This is a genomic window from Rhodopseudomonas palustris HaA2 (assembly GCF_000013365.1).
GTDB classification, from domain to species: Bacteria; Pseudomonadota; Alphaproteobacteria; order Rhizobiales; family Xanthobacteraceae; genus Rhodopseudomonas; species Rhodopseudomonas palustris_J.
Window position 1 is genome coordinate 2,721,825 of the sequence record NC_007778.1, and the last position, 14,588, is coordinate 2,736,412.

Below are 14,588 nucleotides of genomic sequence, written 5' to 3' on the forward strand. Positions count from 1 at the left end.
CGCGAGGTTATTGTCTGCGATGCGGAATTTCGTTGTTCGCGGCCATGTCGGCCGGGCCCGGCCCAGGGCGTCGTGGCCGCGGGGGCGGGTGAAATCAGGTTGCGGCTTTGGCCGTTCTGGGCGACATCGGGCGGCCGACGGAGAATGGACCCGCGCAAGCGGAGCGAGGGAGGAACGCGCGTGCACCCGGCGACGGGCGGCGAGGCACCCCTTCGCAATAACTAGTTTTCCTCGGCGTCAGAATTGTTACAAGCACACGCACGCCGATTGCCGTCCCTCGCCGGGAGGGCAGAACCACTCCCAAGGTCGCAAGCAACAAGAACATGTTCAAACGTATTCTGATCGCCAATCGCGGCGAGATCGCCTGCCGGGTCATCAAGACCGCCCGCCTGATGGGAATCGAGACGGTCGCCGTCTATTCCGAGGCGGATCGCGACGCGTTGCACGTCGAGATGGCCGATGAAGCGGTCCTGATCGGACCGGCGGCGGCATCCGAGAGCTATCTGGTGATCGAGAAGATCGTCGAGGCCTGCCGCAAGACCGGCGCCGAGGCGGTGCATCCGGGCTACGGCTTCCTGTCCGAGCGCGAATCCTTCCCGCGTATCCTGGCCGACGCCGGCATCGTCTTCATCGGTCCCAACGCCGGCGCGATCGCCGCGATGGGCGACAAGATCGAATCCAAGAAGGCCGCCGCCAAGGCCAACGTCTCGACCGTGCCGGGCTATCTCGGCGTGATCGAGGACGCCACCCACGCGGTGAAAATCGCCGACGAGATCGGCTATCCGGTGATGATCAAGGCCTCGGCCGGCGGCGGCGGCAAGGGCATGCGGATCGCGCATTCGACCAGTGAGGTCGCCGAAGGCTTCAACCTCGCCAAGGCGGAGGCGAAAGCCTCGTTCGGCGACGATCGCGTCTTCATCGAGAAATTCATCGTCGACCCGCGCCACATCGAAATCCAGGTGCTCGGCGACAAGCACGGCAACGTCATCTATCTCGGCGAGCGCGAATGCTCGATCCAGCGCCGCAACCAGAAGGTGATCGAGGAGGCGCCGTCGCCGCTGCTCGACGAGGTCACCCGCCGGAAGATGGGCGAGCAGGCGGTCGCGCTGGCGAAAGCGGTGCAGTACGATTCCGCCGGCACCGTGGAGTTCGTGGCCGGTCAGGACAAGAGCTTCTACTTCCTCGAAATGAACACCCGCCTGCAGGTCGAACACCCGGTCACCGAAATGATCACCGGCATCGACCTGGTCGAGCAGATGATCCGTGTCGCGGCCGGCGAGAAGCTCGAGCTTGCGCAGAAGGACGTCAGGCTGAAGGGCTGGGCGGTGGAAAGCCGGGTCTATGCGGAAGATCCGTTCCGCAACTTCCTGCCGTCGATCGGCCGCCTGGTGAAGTATCGTCCGCCGAGCGAGAGCTCAGCCTCCGGCGTCACCGTGCGCAACGACACCGGCGTGCAAGAAGGCGGCGAGATCTCGATCTTCTACGATCCGATGATCGCCAAGCTGGTGACGCATGCGCCGTCGCGCGCGGCGGCGATCGAGGCGCAGGCGCACGCGCTGGATGCGTTCTATGTCGATGGCATCCGCCACAACATCCCGTTCCTGTCGGCGCTGATGACGCATCCGCGCTGGCGCGAGGGCAATCTCTCGACCGGCTTCATCGCCGAGGAATTCCCGCAGGGCTTCGCCGCGCGGCTGCCGGAGGGCGACGTCGCCCGCCGCATCGCCGCGGTCGGCGCTGCGATCGACCGCGTCGTCGGCGAGCGCAAGCGCAAGATTTCCGGCCAGATGATCGGCCGCGCGGTGATCCGCGAACGCCGCCGCTGCGTCTGGCTCGAACGCAGCGAGATCGCGCTCGATGTGATCCGCGAGGGCGAGGGCTTCGTGGTGCGCTTCGTCGAGGCCGACGGATCGCTGGGGCAGTCGCATCAATTGCTGTCGTCGTGGATTCCCGGCGACCCGGTGTGGCAGGGGACCATCAACGGCAAGCCGGTCGCGGTGCAGGTCCGCTCGATCCCGAACGGCGTCCGGCTCGCGCATCACGGCTACGAAGTCGCGGTCAACGTCTTCACCGAGCGCGAAGCCTCGGCGGCGCGCTGGATGCTGGAGGGCAACAAGGCCGACACCGGCAAGAAGGTGCTGTGCCCGATGCCGGGTCTGGTGGTCTCGATCGCGGTGGTCGAAGGCCAGGAGGTCAAGGCCGGCGAGACGCTGGCGGTGGTCGAGGCGATGAAGATGCAGAACGTGCTGCGCGCCGAGCGCGACGGCACGGTGAAGAAGATCCACGCCGCGGCGGGCGCCACACTCGCCGTCGACGCGCTGATCCTCGAGTTCGCGTAGCCGCGATGGCCTGGCGCGACCGCCGCGGCGCGTTGCGGGCGATCCTCGAAGGATCGGCCTGCGTGCGCCCGGCGTCGGTGTATGATGCGATCTCGATCCGGATCGCCGACGATCTTCGCTTTCCGCTCGGGATGTTCGGCGGCTCAGTGGCGTCGCTGGCGATCCTCGGCGATCCCGATAGCGCGCTGATCACGCTCACCGAACTCGCCGAGCAGATGCGGCGGATGGCGCGCGCTGCTGCATTGCCGGTGCTGGTCGACGCCGATCACGGCTACGGCAACGCGCTCAACGTCCGCCGCACCGTGCAGGAGCTGGAGGCCGCAGGCTGTGCCGGCCTCACCATCGAGGACACGCTGCTGCCGCAGGCCTATGGCGAAGCCAAGCCGCAACTGATCTCGTCGGAGGAGGGGCTCGGCAAGATCAACGCCGCACTCGACGCGCGGCTCGATCCGTCGCTGGTGATCATCGGCCGCACCGGCGCGTGTTCGATCAGTTCGCTCGACGATGCGATCGAGCGCGCGGTAGCTTACGAGGCGGCCGGCGTCGATGCGCTGTTCTTCACCGGCGTGAAGGCGCGCGATCAGTTGCAAGCGATCAGCGCCGCGACGCGGCTGCCGATCGTGCTCGGCAGCCCGCCGGCGGAACTGGCCGATTGGGAGTACCTCGCCGCGCAGCGCGTGCGCATCGCCGTGCAGGGCCACGCGCCGATCGCTGCGGCGACCGAGGCGGTGTTCAGGACGCTGTCGGCGCTCCGCGACGGCGCCGCGCCGCAGCAGCTCACCGGCCTCGCCACGCCCGAGCTGATGGACCGCGTCACCCGCGCATCGCTGGTCGACGAGCGCGGCGCCCGGTTTCTGGGGCTCGCACGCGAATGAGCAGGGCGGTCCGGCAGGTGATCGTTCGCGGCCATGTGCAGGGGGTCGGCTATCGCGCCTGGGTCGCGACGACCGCGCAGGCGCAGGGCCTCGAAGGCTGGGTCCGCAACCGGCGCGACGGCAGCGTCGAGGCTTTGCTCGCCGGCGTGAGCGCGACCGTGACCGAGGTGATCGCGGCCTGTTACCACGGCCCTTCGGCCGCGCGGGTCGATGGGGTGTTCGCGGAAGATGCGGGACCGGACGCGCTCGATCAGCGGAATCCCGGCGAGCGGTTTTCGATCCTGGCGACGGTGTGATGTGAGTCGGCGCTGCAGCGCCGCGTCATGCTCTATCCGCGCGGGCCCCACAGGATGATCGCCGCGCCGGCGAGGCAGACGCAGGCGCCGCTGACGTCCCAGCGGTCCGGACGCACGCCCTCGACGCTCCACAGCCAGGCCAGCGACGCGACGATGTAGATGCCGCCATAGGCCGCATAGGCGCGGCCGGCAGCCTCGCTCTCCACCAGCGTCAGCAGATAGGCGAACAGCGCGAGGGAGAGCAGCCCGGGCGCCAGCCACCACACCGGCTTGCCGAGCCGCAGCCAGCCCCAGAACGCGAAGCAGCCGGCAATCTCGGCGATCGCCGCGCCGACATAGATGATCGCTGTGTTCAAGCCGGCGACCTCGCGCCCGCATCGACAGCCGGATCGACTTGCGGCGCATCCACGGTCGCGCCGAAGATCTCGGTGAAGGCCGCGCGCAGCGCGATGTCGGCGTCGGCCATCGTCACCGGCAGGCCGAGATCGACCAGGCTGGTGACGCCGTAGCGCGGGTCGCTGATGCCGCAGGGCACGATGGCGGTGAAGTGGCTCAGATCGGGTTCGACGTTGATGGCGATGCCGTGCAGCGACACCCAGCGCTTCAGCCGGACGCCGATCGCGGCGATCTTGTCCTCGTGGTCCGCGCCCTTGTCGGGCCGCGCCACCCAGACGCCGACGCGGTTCTCGCGGCGCTCGCCGCGCACATTGAAAGCGTCGAGCGTCGCGATGATCCACTGCTCCAGCGCGGCCACATAGGCGCGGACGTCGGGGCGGCGGCGCTTGAGGTCGAGCATCACATAGGCCACCCGCTGGCCGGGGCCGTGATAGGTGAGCTGGCCGCCGCGCCCGGTGGTGTGCAGCGGAAACCGCGGGTCGAGCAGGTCGGTGGACTGGCCGCTGGTGCCGGAGGTGTAGAGCGGCGGATGTTCGAGCAGCCAGACCAGCTCGGCGGCGTCGCCGGCGGCGATCGCCGCGGCGCGTGATTCCATCGCCGCGACCGCGTCGGGGTAGGGCACCGGAGCTTCCGAGATCAGCCATTCCACCGGCCGGGCGTCGGCCTGAGGGCGAAAACCAGCCAAATCGAGCGTCTGACGGGCATGAAGCGGCGCGTTAATCATTGAATAACCATAACGTGGTCAAGTTCGCACACTTTCATTCACAGCCTGCCGGTCCGGGTCCCAGTGCCAACACTCGATAATGTTTCGGTCGATCTCATGGTGGTGCTCGGCACCACCTCGATGCCCATTCACCAGGTGCTGCGGCTGTCCCGCGGCGCCATCATCGAACTGGACGCCACCGAGGCCGACGAGGTCAAGATCCTCGCCAATAACATGCCGGTGGCCAGCGGCGTTGTGCTGGTCGATCGCAACCGCATCGCGGTCGAGGTCAAACAGATGTTGACGCGATCGCCCGATCGACGATGACGGCCTTGTACCCCCATCATTGATTTGTTAAATGGGCGCCGTCGATCCGGTCGGGCGCCCAGCCTGAACCGATCCCAAGCGCTCGTGGCGGAATTGGTAGACGCGCTGCCTTGAGGTGGCAGTGAGTAAAATCGTGGGGGTTCGAGTCCCTCCGAGCGCACCAAGCAATGCCTGATTGACCGAAATCAGGCCATTCTCTTCGAACATGCACGGTCCGGCCTCCCGCGAATTGGCGGGAAAGCAGCCCAGCCGGCGCGTGTCGTCCACCCATCCTCACCGAGTCGCCGCCGACCTATCCTGCGAACGTCACCGTCGCGCGCAGACCGCCTTCGGGCCGGTTGGCCAAGGCGATGGTGGCGCCGTGCGCCTGCAGAATGGCGCGCGCGATCGGCAGGCCGAGACCGGTGCCGCCGGTTTCCCGCGACCGTGAGGTCTCCAGCCTGACGAACGGTTCGAACACCCGCGTGAGGTCACTGTCCGGCAGACCGGGGCCGCGATCCTCGATCACCATTCGGACTTCGGTGCCGTCTTGCTCGACCCGAACCTCGGCGCCGCCGCCATAGCGCTGGGCGTTTTCCAGGATGTTGCGCAGCGCGCGCCGCAGCGGCACGCGCCGCAGCGGCAGCACGATCGGGGTTGCCGACGTGATCCGGATCGGTGGTCCGATCGCGCTCAGCTCGGCGGCCAGCTCCGACGCCAGCGCGGCGAGGTCGACAGGTTCGGTCGGCTGGTCGGTCGAGACGCCGCGGGCGAAGGCCAGCGTGGCTTCCACCATCTGCTGCATCTCGTCGAGCGTCGCGATCATCCGCTCCTTGTTCTCGGCGTCGTCGACCATTTCGGCGCGGACGCGCAGCGCGGTGATCGGCGAGCGCAGATCGTGGCCGAGCGCCGCCAGCATCCTCGTGCGCTCTCCCAGCATCCGCGCCAGCCGCTCGTGCATCCGCGCCAGCGCATCCGACAGCGCACGGACTTCGCGCGGTCCGCCGGTCGGCATCCGGGGAGGCGGGGCGTCGAGGCCGAACCCGTCGGCCGCCGAGGCGAGCTGATCGAGCGGCCGGGTGACGCGCCGCAGCGCGAACCACAGCGCCGCCAGCACCAGCGCCAGCGAAACCAGCGTGGTGCCCATCACCTGCGGGGGCAGTTGAATGGCCGGCCGCTCGAAGCGCGAGGTGACGTTGAGCCACTGCGCGTCGCGCAGCGGCAGCGACAGCTTGAACGCGACCGGTGCCAGGTTGGATTTCACGAGCCGATCGCGGAACCGGGGTGGCGGATCGCTGAACCGGCCGCCATCACGCGGCGAAACGAAGTCCTCTTGCATCCGCAGTCCCGCGGGCAAGCCGAGATCGGCGCAATCGCGCTGGCCGCAATCGGACCCGAGCAGGTCGACGGGCCGATCGACGGTCGGTGCCGTGGCCACCTCGAACCGTGTCGAGCGTGAACTGGCCGCTTCGAGCAGGTCGTCGCGCGCCGTCGCCGGGGCCTTGTCCAGCAATGCGGCGACGGCGGCGACGCGTTCGACCACCTCGATGCGCTGGGCGACGCGAATCCGCTTGGCGTGGTCGGCTGTGAACAGCCAGAAACTGACGAACTGGGCGACGAGGAGCGCTGCGAAGCTGAGCAGCGCCACCTGGGTGAGAAGGCTGCGCGGCCTGCGGCGGCTCATGGCAGCTCCCGGACGTCGGCGGCGAGGCTGTAGCCGCCGGAGCGAACCGTGGTGATGATCTTCGGATGCGCCGGATCGTCCTCGATCTTGCGACGCAGCCGGCTCACCTGGTTGTCGATGGTGCGGTCGAACACGTCGGCGCTGCGGCCGCTGGTGATGTCGAGCAACTGCTCGCGCGTCAACACGAACCGCGGCCGTTCCAGAAACGCCACCAGCAGCTTGAACTCCGCCGTCGTCAGGGCGATTTTCTCCGCGCGGTCGGCGTCGCGGACGAGGTCGCGGGTATCGGTGTCGAGCAACCAGCCGGCGAAGCCGAGCTTGCGGCCGCCCAGCGTCCCGGCGAGCGGCTCGCGCCGTTCGCTCCGGCGCAGGATCGCCTTGATCCGCGCCAGCAATTCGCGCGGGCTGAACGGCTTGGCGAGATAATCGTCGGCGCCGATCTCCAGCCCGACCACGCGGTCGGTCTCGTCCGACAGCGCGCTCAGCATCAGCACCGGCGGGCCGCCGCCTGTGCTCAGCCGCCGCGCTGCCGACAGCCCATCCTCGCCGGGCATCATCACGTCGAGGATGATCAGGTCGAACCGTCCGGCCTTGAGCTGAGCGTCCATCTCGACCGTGTTGCTGGCGGCGCTGGCGCGCATGCCGTTGCGCTCGAGGTATTTTGTCACCGCCTCGCGGATCTCGCGGTGATCGTCGACGACCAGGATGTGCGGCAACTGTGGTTGATCGGCCATGTCTTGATCTAGCCCGACTTGCCCCGCGCCGGAAAAGACTTCTGTCGCAAATCATCGCAGGCCGGCGTCTTGCGACAGACCGATACAAATCTCCAAGCGGCCGACAAGCTGCTGCGACAGGACGGGCCGATCTTCGCTGCATCCAATCTGGAGCAAGAGGAGATCACGACATGAAACGCAGCACAATCCTGGCGCTCGGCGCCGTCGCAGCGGTGGTGGCCATCGGCGCCGTGGCGATCCCGGCGATCGCCGGCGGCGGACCGTTCGGCCATTGCGGCCCGCACGGCTTCGGGCAGATGGGCAATTGGGGCCCGGGCATGATGCAGTTCGCCCAAGGCGGCTGGGGCGGTCGCGGCGGCTTCGCCAACAATCCGCTGATCAAGACCCTCGACGCCAATGGCGACGGCGTCGTCTCGCCGGAAGAAGCCAAGGCCGGCACCGCGGCGCTGCTGAAGAAGCACGACGCCGACGGCAACGGCACGCTGTCCAAGAAGGAATTCGGCGACATGGTCGCCGAGATGTCGCGCGGCTTCGCCGAGCGCCCGTTCGCGATGCTCGACGCCGACAATGACGGCCAGGTCAGCATCGTCGAGATCAACGCCCCGGCGCAGATGATGGCGCGGATGCACGCCTGGCGCTACGGCGCGTCGAAGCCGGACGCGGCGCCGCAGAAGCCGTGATCGCAACCGCGACGGCGCCCCGACAGGGCGCCATCGTTCGATCCCAACATCACGAGGACACGTCGATGAACTCTCCCGCAGGCTATTCGCGCGCTCAGATTGCGCTGCACTGGATCGTGGTGGCGCTGGTCGCCGCGCAATACATCTTCAAGGATTCCATCGCCAATGCCTGGATGGCGTGGCAGCAGGAACTGCCGTTCGCGTTCGACCCGCGCATCCTCGCGCATATCGTCGTGGGGATGCTCATCCTGCTGCTGATCGGCTGGCGTCTGGTGCTGCGCGCCAAGCTCGGCGCGCCGTCCCCGCCGGAAGACGAGCCGGCGCCGATGCGGGCGATCGCCCAATTCTCGCACGCCAGCTTCTACGTGGTACTCGCCGCAATGTCGGTCAGCGGCGCCATCGCCTGGTTCGGAGACTTGGTCCCGGCGGCACAGATCCACAATCTGCTCAGGCTGGTTCTGCTCGGGCTGATCGCGCTGCATGTGTTCGCCGCGCTGCTCCACCACGTCGTCCTGAAGACCGACGTGATGCGGCGGATGGTTCGGCCGCAAGCCTGAGCGATCGCAGGCGCTCATCCAGGCTCGGCTCGGCTGTCGGTCGCCCGGATCCTCAGTGATTGAGCGGTCGCGGCCGTGCCGTGACGGTGATCGGGCCGCGTTGCAGGGTGGCGGGGGCGATTGCCGCGCTGCCGGAAATCGGACGGGCGGCAGCGCTGATCTCGATCGCACGCGGCTCCGTCTGCGCGGTCTGCGGAGCGGTGTCGTGCGCGGCCCGCTTCCCGGGCTGGCGAGTCATTGCGCGGAATTCCGGCTGGGATTTCTCGGGAATGCTGAACAGCGATGCGGCCGGAATCGGGAAGGTGATCAGATTGGTCGAGGTCTCGGCCGACCGCTGGCGCGGCCACGGCGCGGGTTTCGGCAGCGGCACCTGGCCGCGTGCGAGATGCCGGAGGCCATCGAACGGCTCCGGCACGCGGCCGATGTCGAGGCCGAGATCGGCGATCGACGGCCCCGGCAGCATCTCGGCGCTGGCATAGCTGAAGCGCGGCACCTTCGGCCAATGCGAGATCGCGACCTGCTCGGTAACCGGGTGCAGGCGCCATTGCGACGGCTCGGTCGGCGTCTTCGGGCGATCCGGCGTCGCCGGCACGACATGCACGATGCGGAAGCCGCGGGCCTTCAGCTCGTGCAGGATGTGCGGCAGCGCCGCCACCGTGCGCGGCTGGATGTCGTGCAGCAGCAGCACGCCGCGGCCCTTGGCCTGCAGCCGGCTCAACGCCAGGCTGTAGACGGCCTCGGGCGAGATGTGCCGCCAGTCGTCGGCGGGGAAGTCGGCGCTCCAGGTCTGGATGCCCTGCGAGCCGAGATAGGATTCGACGGCTTCGGCCCGCAGCAGGCCGGGAATGCGGAAGAACGGTGCGATCGCCGCGCGGCTGCCGAGCGCGGCTGCGACCGAAGCGATGCCGTCGTCGACTTCCTGCTTGGCCTGCTCGGCGGTCATCCGGTTGAAACTCAGCGGATGGTTCTGGCTGTGGGTGCCGATGGTGTGGCCGGCATCGCGCATCCTGCGGACGCCTTCCGGATAGGCCTTCGCCATCCGTCCCACCACGAAGAACGTCGCCTGGACGCACTCCCTGGCGAGGATCTCGAGCACGGCATTGCTGTAGCGCGGCAGCGGGCCGTCGTCGAAGGTCAGCACCACCTCGTGGTCCCGCAGCGGCAGCGTCTCGGCATATTGCATCGTGCCGATCCGCGGATGCTCGCGCGGATCGACGACCAGCGTGCGGGAGGTGCCGAGCGCGCCCGGATTGCCGGGGCAATCCGCGGCGAGGGCGGGGGCGGCGGGGAGGGCGAGTGCTGCAATCACACAGGCGATACCGAGCAGGGACCGGGTCCGGGCTCTCCGTCGAAACAGTTCACTTGCCATCACGTGACCACGCACTCCGGACCGCCCAATCAGTCGCTTCTCACCGTAAGTCAGCAGCCTGAACAGCAGCTTAACTGTGGCATTGATCACGGTTTCTCAGCCGGCGCCAGCCTGCGATCAGCGCGTCGCATGAGAGCCGGCGGCGACCACCGGCGGCCCGGCCGGTGGCGGCACGGCATGCACGACGCGATACTGATTGTCGCGCAGCCAGCGCAGGAAAGCCGGCATCATTTCAGCGGTTTGCGCGCGGGGGTCGTGAAACAGGATGATGCCCTTGCCGGTCGTCTTCAGCCGATCGGTGATCAGCTTGAGCTGCACCTCGGGCGTCATCACGTTCCAGTCGCTGGCCCAGAGGTCGGCGCCCCACACCACGATCCCACGCGCTTGCAGCGTGTCGAGCAAGGCAGGCGTCGATTCGAAATAGGGAAAACGGAAGAACTTCGTGGGCGACACCGCGATGCCGTTGCGGCGGAGGATCGCCTCATCGGCGGCGATGCCGCGGTCGATCTCGGCCAGCGCGTCGGCATAGGTGAGACTCGGCAGATGTTTGTGCGTCCAGGTGTGATGCGCGACGGTGTGGCCCTCGGCCGCGATCCGCTTGACCAGGCCGGGCGTTTCGGCGGCCGGCTTGCCGACCAGGAAGAACGTCGCCTTGACGCATTCGTCGGCGAGCGCCTTCAGCACCTTCGGTGTCGTCGCCGCAGGGCCGTCGTCGAACGTCAGGACGACCTCGTGGTCGTCCAACGGCAATGTCTGCGGAAAGCTCTTGGTCCCGATGCGCGGGTATTTCGCGGCGTCGACGACCATGGTGCGCGCGGTGCCGAGCGCCCCGGGGCGGGCGCAGTCGGCGGCCTGCGCCGCGGAGCCGAGAATGCCGAGAGTGACAATCGCGGCCAGTGCTGTCGATGCGTTCATGACACCCTTTCCGGCCGATGATTGATCGCGGGTGTCACGAAATTCATTGCGCCGTACATCACCGATTGAGTATTGCCAAAGTCGTTCGATCCGCCGATCGACAGCGCATCTTGCCCGACGGCGCACGAAATCTGCAACCGATAAAACCCGCGGGGGGCGCCATGGCCGACGAACTCGATGCGGTCGTGCGAGCCGACCAGACCATGCCCGATCATCTCTCGATGCGGGACGAGGACGGCGAAATCAGGGCCGACTTCGTCGCGGCGATCTCCCGCGCCATCGCCGAGGAGAATGCGCCGTTCCTGCGCGAAATCGTCTCCGACCTGCACGAGGCCGACGTCGGCGACCTGATCGAGGCGCTGGATTCCGACGAGCGCGTCCGGCTGGTGGAACTGACCGGCGCCGATTTCCACTTCTCGGCGCTGAACGAGGTCGACGAGACCGTCCGCGAGGAGATCCTCGAGGAACTCGAGCCCGAGGCCGTCGCCGAAGGCGTCCGCGAGCTCGATTCCGACGACGCGGTCGAACTGCTGCAGGTGCTCGACGAGGACGAGCAGGACGAGATCCTCGGCAAGCTGCCGCAATCCGAGCGCGACGCGCTCGAGCGCAGCCTCGACTATCCGGAAAACTCCGCCGGCCGGCGGATGCAGACCGAATTCATCGTGGTGCCGCGCGACTGGAACGTCGGGCAGGCGATCGACTTCATGCGCGAGACCCCGGATCTGCCGGACCGGTTCTACGAGATCTACGTCGTCGACGGGATCAACCGCTGGCAGGGCGCGATCGCGCTCGACGCGCTGCTGCGCTCGCATCGCGACGTGCCGCTGGCCGATCTGATCGACGAGGACCGCCGCAAGGTCTCGGTGCTCGACGACCAGGAAGAGGTGGCGCGGCTGTTCGGCAAGTACAATCTGGTCGCGGCGCCGGTGGTCGACACCGACGACCGCCTGGTCGGCGTGATCACCATCGACGACGTCGTCGACGTCATCGAGGAAGAGGCCGACGAGGACCTCAAGGCGCTGGGCGGCGTCTCCAGCGGCGAGGAACTGTCCGACCGGGTCTGGACCATCGCCCGCAGCCGCTTCAACTGGCTGCTGGTCAATCTCGCCACCGCATTCCTGGCCTCCTCGGTGCTCGGCCTGTTCGAAGGCGCGCTGGAGCAGATGGTGGCGCTGGCGGTGCTGGCGCCGATCGTCGCCAGCCAGGGCGGCAATGCCGCGACCCAGACCATGACGGTGGCGGTGCGGGCGCTGGCGACCCGCGAACTCGGCTCCAGCAACGCCTATCGGGTGGTGATGCGCGAACTGCTGGTCGGTCTGGTCAACGGCATCGGCTTTGCGATCATCACCGGGCTGGCCGCCTATGCCTGGTTCCGGGTGCCAGGGCTGGGCGTGGTGATCGGATTGGCGATGGTGACCAATCTGGTGGCGGGCGCGCTCGGCGGAATCCTGATCCCGATCGCGCTGGATCGCTTCCGGGTCGATCCCGCCGTCGCATCGGGGACGTTCGTCACCACGGTGACCGATGTCGTCGGCTTCTTCGCCTTCCTCGGCATCGCCACGTTGTGGTTCGGGCTGAAGTAACGACTGGGGAGCAACCGCGTCTTCATCGGCTGTTAACGTCGAAGGTCGACCATCGCCCGATGGTCAATCAGTTGCAGCGGCTGCGCCTGAAGGCGGATGGACGGATCGTCGAACTGCGCGACGGGCAGGAATTTCCGCTGTCGCCGGCGGCTCCGGAGCCAGCGACGCCCGCGGTGCGCGATCTACGCCGGCGCGCCCGATTGACGCAAACCGAATTCGCGGACCGGCTCGGCGTTCCGGTCGATACCATCCGGAACTGGGAGCAGGGCAAGCGCCTGCCGCGCGGTCCGGCGCGGGCGCTGCTGTCCGTCATCGCGCATGCGCCCGATACGGTATTCGCGGCGCTGGCGGGAGCCGGCGCTGCGGATTCGACGGCCTCGTAATCGCGGCGATTGGCACGGCGGCAATCCCGGGACATACTGCGCAGACGGATCTGCGTTGCGACTGCGAGAGCACCGATATGCAGTTCGTTGAAGCCCATGGCGCGAAAATTCCCGCGATCGGACTCGGCACCTGGGAGCTGAGCGGCCATTCCTGCGCCCGCATCGTCGAGCAGGCGATCCGGCTCGGCTATCGCCACATCGACACCGCGCAGGTCTACTACAACGAACGCGACGTCGGCGAGGGCATCCGCAATTCGCACATCAGGCGCAGCGAGATGTTCGTCGCCACCAAGGTCTGGACGACGCATTTCGCGCCCAACGATCTGCTCCGCTCGACCAAAGAGAGCCTGCACAAGATGCGGCTGTCGGAGGTCGACCTGCTGATGCTGCACTGGCCGAACGCGCATGTGCCGCTGAACGAAACGCTCGGCGCACTCGCGCACGCCAGAGAACTCGGCATGACGCGGCATATCGGCGTGTCGAATTTCACCGTGGCGCTGCTGAAGCAGGCGGTCGCGCTCTGTCCGGAACCGCTGGTGTGCAATCAGGTCGAGTATCATCCGTTTCTCGGCCAGAGCAATTTGCTGGCGGCCTGCGCCGAACTCGGCATCGCGATGGTCGCCTACAGCCCGATCGCCAAGGGCACCGCGCGGCAGAGCGAGGTGCTGACCCGGATCGGGGCAGCGCACGGCAAGTCGCCCTCGCAGGTGTGCCTGCGCTGGCTGGTGCAGCAGAACGTTCCGGCGATCCCGCGCACCTCGCGGATCGAGCGCCTCTCGCAAAACATCGACGTCTTCGACTTCGTGCTCAGCGACGACGAGATGCGCGAGATCTTTGCGCTGGGCAGCCCCGAGGGCCGGCTGGTGCATTCGGTCACCGAGCCGGATTGGGACTGAGCGACATCGCGGCAGATTGACCCGGCCGGCGAAATCACGCACCTCGCGGGGCATGGCCTCGCTGCGCGGGTGATCGATGTTCTTCGTGCTGTCCAAAATCCTCGGCTTCTTCATCCACCCTTCCAACACCATCGCGGTGATCTGCGCGGTCGGCGTGCTGATGTTGCTGACGCGGTGGCGGCGAGCGGGCGCGCGGGTGCTGGGCGTGGGCGTCGTGCTGCTGCTGATCGCCGGCTACTCGCCGCTCGGCAGCGTGCTGCTGCTGAGTTTGTCGGAGCGCTTCCCGCCGTGGCAATTCAGCGGTCGCGCCCCGGACGGCATCATCGTGCTCGGTGGTGCGATCGACTCCGAGGTCAGCGCCGCGCGCGACGCGGTCGAGCTCGATTCTTCGGCGGAGCGCGTCATGGCCGCGCTCGAACTGGCGCGGGACTATCCGCAGGCGCGGATCGTCTACAGCGGCGGCAGCGGCAATCTGATCCAGAATTCGGTCGCCGAGGCGCCGATCGCGGCCGATCTATTCGCGCGCTTCGGCGTCGCGCCGGATCGTTTCGTAGTGGAGAGCCGATCGCGCACGACGGCGGAGAATGCCAGCTTCACGCGCGAGCTGGTCTCGCCGAAGCCCGGCGAAGTATGGCTGCTGGTGACCTCGGCGTTCCACATGCCGCGCTCGATCACCGCGTTCCGCGCCGCCGGCTTCGACGTGACGGCTGCTCCGGTGGATTGGCGGACGCGGGGCTGGGGCGATGCCGCACGGCCATTCGACCGGCTCAGCAGCGGTCTCGCGCGCACCGACGTCGCCGCCCATGAATGGGCGGGGCTGTTGGCCTATCGGCTGAGCGGCCGGACCACGAGCCTGCTGCCATCGCCGTAGC

The 14,588-nt window shown here is 67.9% G+C and carries 16 protein-coding genes and 1 tRNA gene; 11 read left to right on the forward strand and 6 right to left on the reverse strand.

All coding sequences use genetic code 11. From position 1 onward, the window contains the following. The first annotated feature begins 323 nt into the window (after positions 1 to 323). The 3 genes from RPB_RS11915 to RPB_RS11925 are packed head-to-tail and all read left to right on the forward strand — an operon-like array spanning position 324 to position 3,510. Positions 324 to 2,339: an acetyl-CoA carboxylase biotin carboxylase subunit gene (locus RPB_RS11915; RefSeq protein ID WP_011441257.1), complete on the forward strand. Its 2,016-nt coding sequence runs from the start codon at positions 324 to 326 to the stop codon at positions 2,337 to 2,339. A 5-nt stretch (positions 2,340 to 2,344) separates the two neighbouring features. Then, on the forward strand, positions 2,345 to 3,214 hold the full coding sequence (locus tag RPB_RS11920) for an isocitrate lyase/PEP mutase family protein (protein ID WP_011441258.1): 870 nt from the start codon (positions 2,345 to 2,347) through the stop codon (positions 3,212 to 3,214). Then, positions 3,211 to 3,510: an acylphosphatase gene (locus tag RPB_RS11925; protein ID WP_011441259.1), complete on the forward strand. Its 300-nt coding sequence runs from the start codon at positions 3,211 to 3,213 to the stop codon at positions 3,508 to 3,510. Before RPB_RS11920 ends, RPB_RS11925 begins: the two co-directional genes overlap by 4 nt. Positions 3,511 to 3,542: 32 nt before the next feature. Here the strand turns inward: RPB_RS11925 and RPB_RS11930 are convergent, their stop codons facing one another. Both RPB_RS11930 and lipB read right to left on the reverse strand, forming a co-directional pair. After that, a complete protein-coding gene (locus RPB_RS11930) occupies positions 3,543 to 3,866 on the reverse strand; it encodes a YnfA family protein (RefSeq protein ID WP_011441260.1) in 324 nt (107 codons plus the stop codon). Further along, positions 3,863 to 4,630, reverse strand: a complete 768-nt coding sequence (gene lipB / locus RPB_RS11935) for a lipoyl(octanoyl) transferase LipB (RefSeq protein ID WP_011441261.1) — start codon at positions 4,628 to 4,630, stop codon at positions 3,863 to 3,865. The genes RPB_RS11930 and lipB overlap by 4 nt, the downstream gene beginning before the upstream one ends. A gap of 63 nt (positions 4,631 to 4,693) precedes the next feature. Between lipB and RPB_RS11940 the strand changes: the two genes are divergently transcribed. Together RPB_RS11940 and RPB_RS11945 are read left to right on the forward strand one after the other, a co-directional pair. Beyond that, positions 4,694 to 4,936: a FliM/FliN family flagellar motor switch protein gene (locus RPB_RS11940; protein ID WP_011441262.1), complete on the forward strand. Its 243-nt coding sequence runs from the start codon at positions 4,694 to 4,696 to the stop codon at positions 4,934 to 4,936. A 78-nt stretch (positions 4,937 to 5,014) separates the two neighbouring features. Then, positions 5,015 to 5,099, forward strand: a tRNA-Leu gene (locus RPB_RS11945). 129 nt (positions 5,100 to 5,228) lie between these two features. On the opposite strand, the gene RPB_RS11950 is transcribed toward RPB_RS11945, so the two are convergent. Together RPB_RS11950 and RPB_RS11955 are read right to left on the reverse strand one after the other, a co-directional pair. Continuing rightward, positions 5,229 to 6,599, reverse strand: coding sequence for an ATP-binding protein (locus RPB_RS11950; protein WP_011441263.1), 1,371 nt, complete (start codon positions 6,597 to 6,599; stop codon positions 5,229 to 5,231). Next, positions 6,596 to 7,333, reverse strand: coding sequence for a response regulator (locus RPB_RS11955; protein WP_011441264.1), 738 nt, complete (start codon positions 7,331 to 7,333; stop codon positions 6,596 to 6,598). The genes RPB_RS11950 and RPB_RS11955 overlap by 4 nt, the downstream gene beginning before the upstream one ends. A gap of 170 nt (positions 7,334 to 7,503) precedes the next feature. Between RPB_RS11955 and RPB_RS11960 the strand changes: the two genes are divergently transcribed. Then, positions 7,504 to 8,013, forward strand: coding sequence for an EF-hand domain-containing protein (locus tag RPB_RS11960; RefSeq protein WP_011441265.1), 510 nt, complete (start codon positions 7,504 to 7,506; stop codon positions 8,011 to 8,013). A gap of 65 nt (positions 8,014 to 8,078) precedes the next feature. Beyond that, positions 8,079 to 8,570, forward strand: a complete 492-nt coding sequence (locus RPB_RS11965) for a cytochrome b (RefSeq protein ID WP_011441266.1) — start codon at positions 8,079 to 8,081, stop codon at positions 8,568 to 8,570. Positions 8,571 to 8,622: 52 nt separating this feature from the next. On the opposite strand, the gene RPB_RS11970 is transcribed toward RPB_RS11965, so the two are convergent. Further along, positions 8,623 to 9,939, reverse strand: coding sequence for a polysaccharide deacetylase family protein (locus RPB_RS11970; protein ID WP_049824683.1), 1,317 nt, complete (start codon positions 9,937 to 9,939; stop codon positions 8,623 to 8,625). A 117-nt stretch (positions 9,940 to 10,056) separates the two neighbouring features. Continuing rightward, entirely contained in the window at positions 10,057 to 10,854 is a 798-nt protein-coding gene (locus tag RPB_RS11975; protein WP_011441268.1) for a polysaccharide deacetylase family protein, read from the reverse strand. A gap of 161 nt (positions 10,855 to 11,015) precedes the next feature. Between RPB_RS11975 and mgtE the strand changes: the two genes are divergently transcribed. From mgtE to RPB_RS11995, 4 genes are all read left to right on the forward strand, one after another. Next, positions 11,016 to 12,437, forward strand: coding sequence for a magnesium transporter (gene mgtE, locus RPB_RS11980; protein ID WP_011441269.1), 1,422 nt, complete (start codon positions 11,016 to 11,018; stop codon positions 12,435 to 12,437). 59 nt (positions 12,438 to 12,496) lie between these two features. Then, the gene (locus RPB_RS11985) at positions 12,497 to 12,820 is read left to right on the forward strand and encodes a helix-turn-helix domain-containing protein (protein ID WP_157038817.1); all 324 of its coding nucleotides are present in this window, start codon (positions 12,497 to 12,499) and stop codon (positions 12,818 to 12,820) included. Positions 12,821 to 12,897: 77 nt separating this feature from the next. Continuing rightward, positions 12,898 to 13,716, forward strand: coding sequence for an aldo/keto reductase (locus RPB_RS11990; RefSeq protein ID WP_011441271.1), 819 nt, complete (start codon positions 12,898 to 12,900; stop codon positions 13,714 to 13,716). A 76-nt stretch (positions 13,717 to 13,792) separates the two neighbouring features. Then, positions 13,793 to 14,587, forward strand: a complete 795-nt coding sequence (locus RPB_RS11995) for a YdcF family protein (protein WP_011441272.1) — start codon at positions 13,793 to 13,795, stop codon at positions 14,585 to 14,587. Position 14,588: the final 1 nt, after the last annotated feature.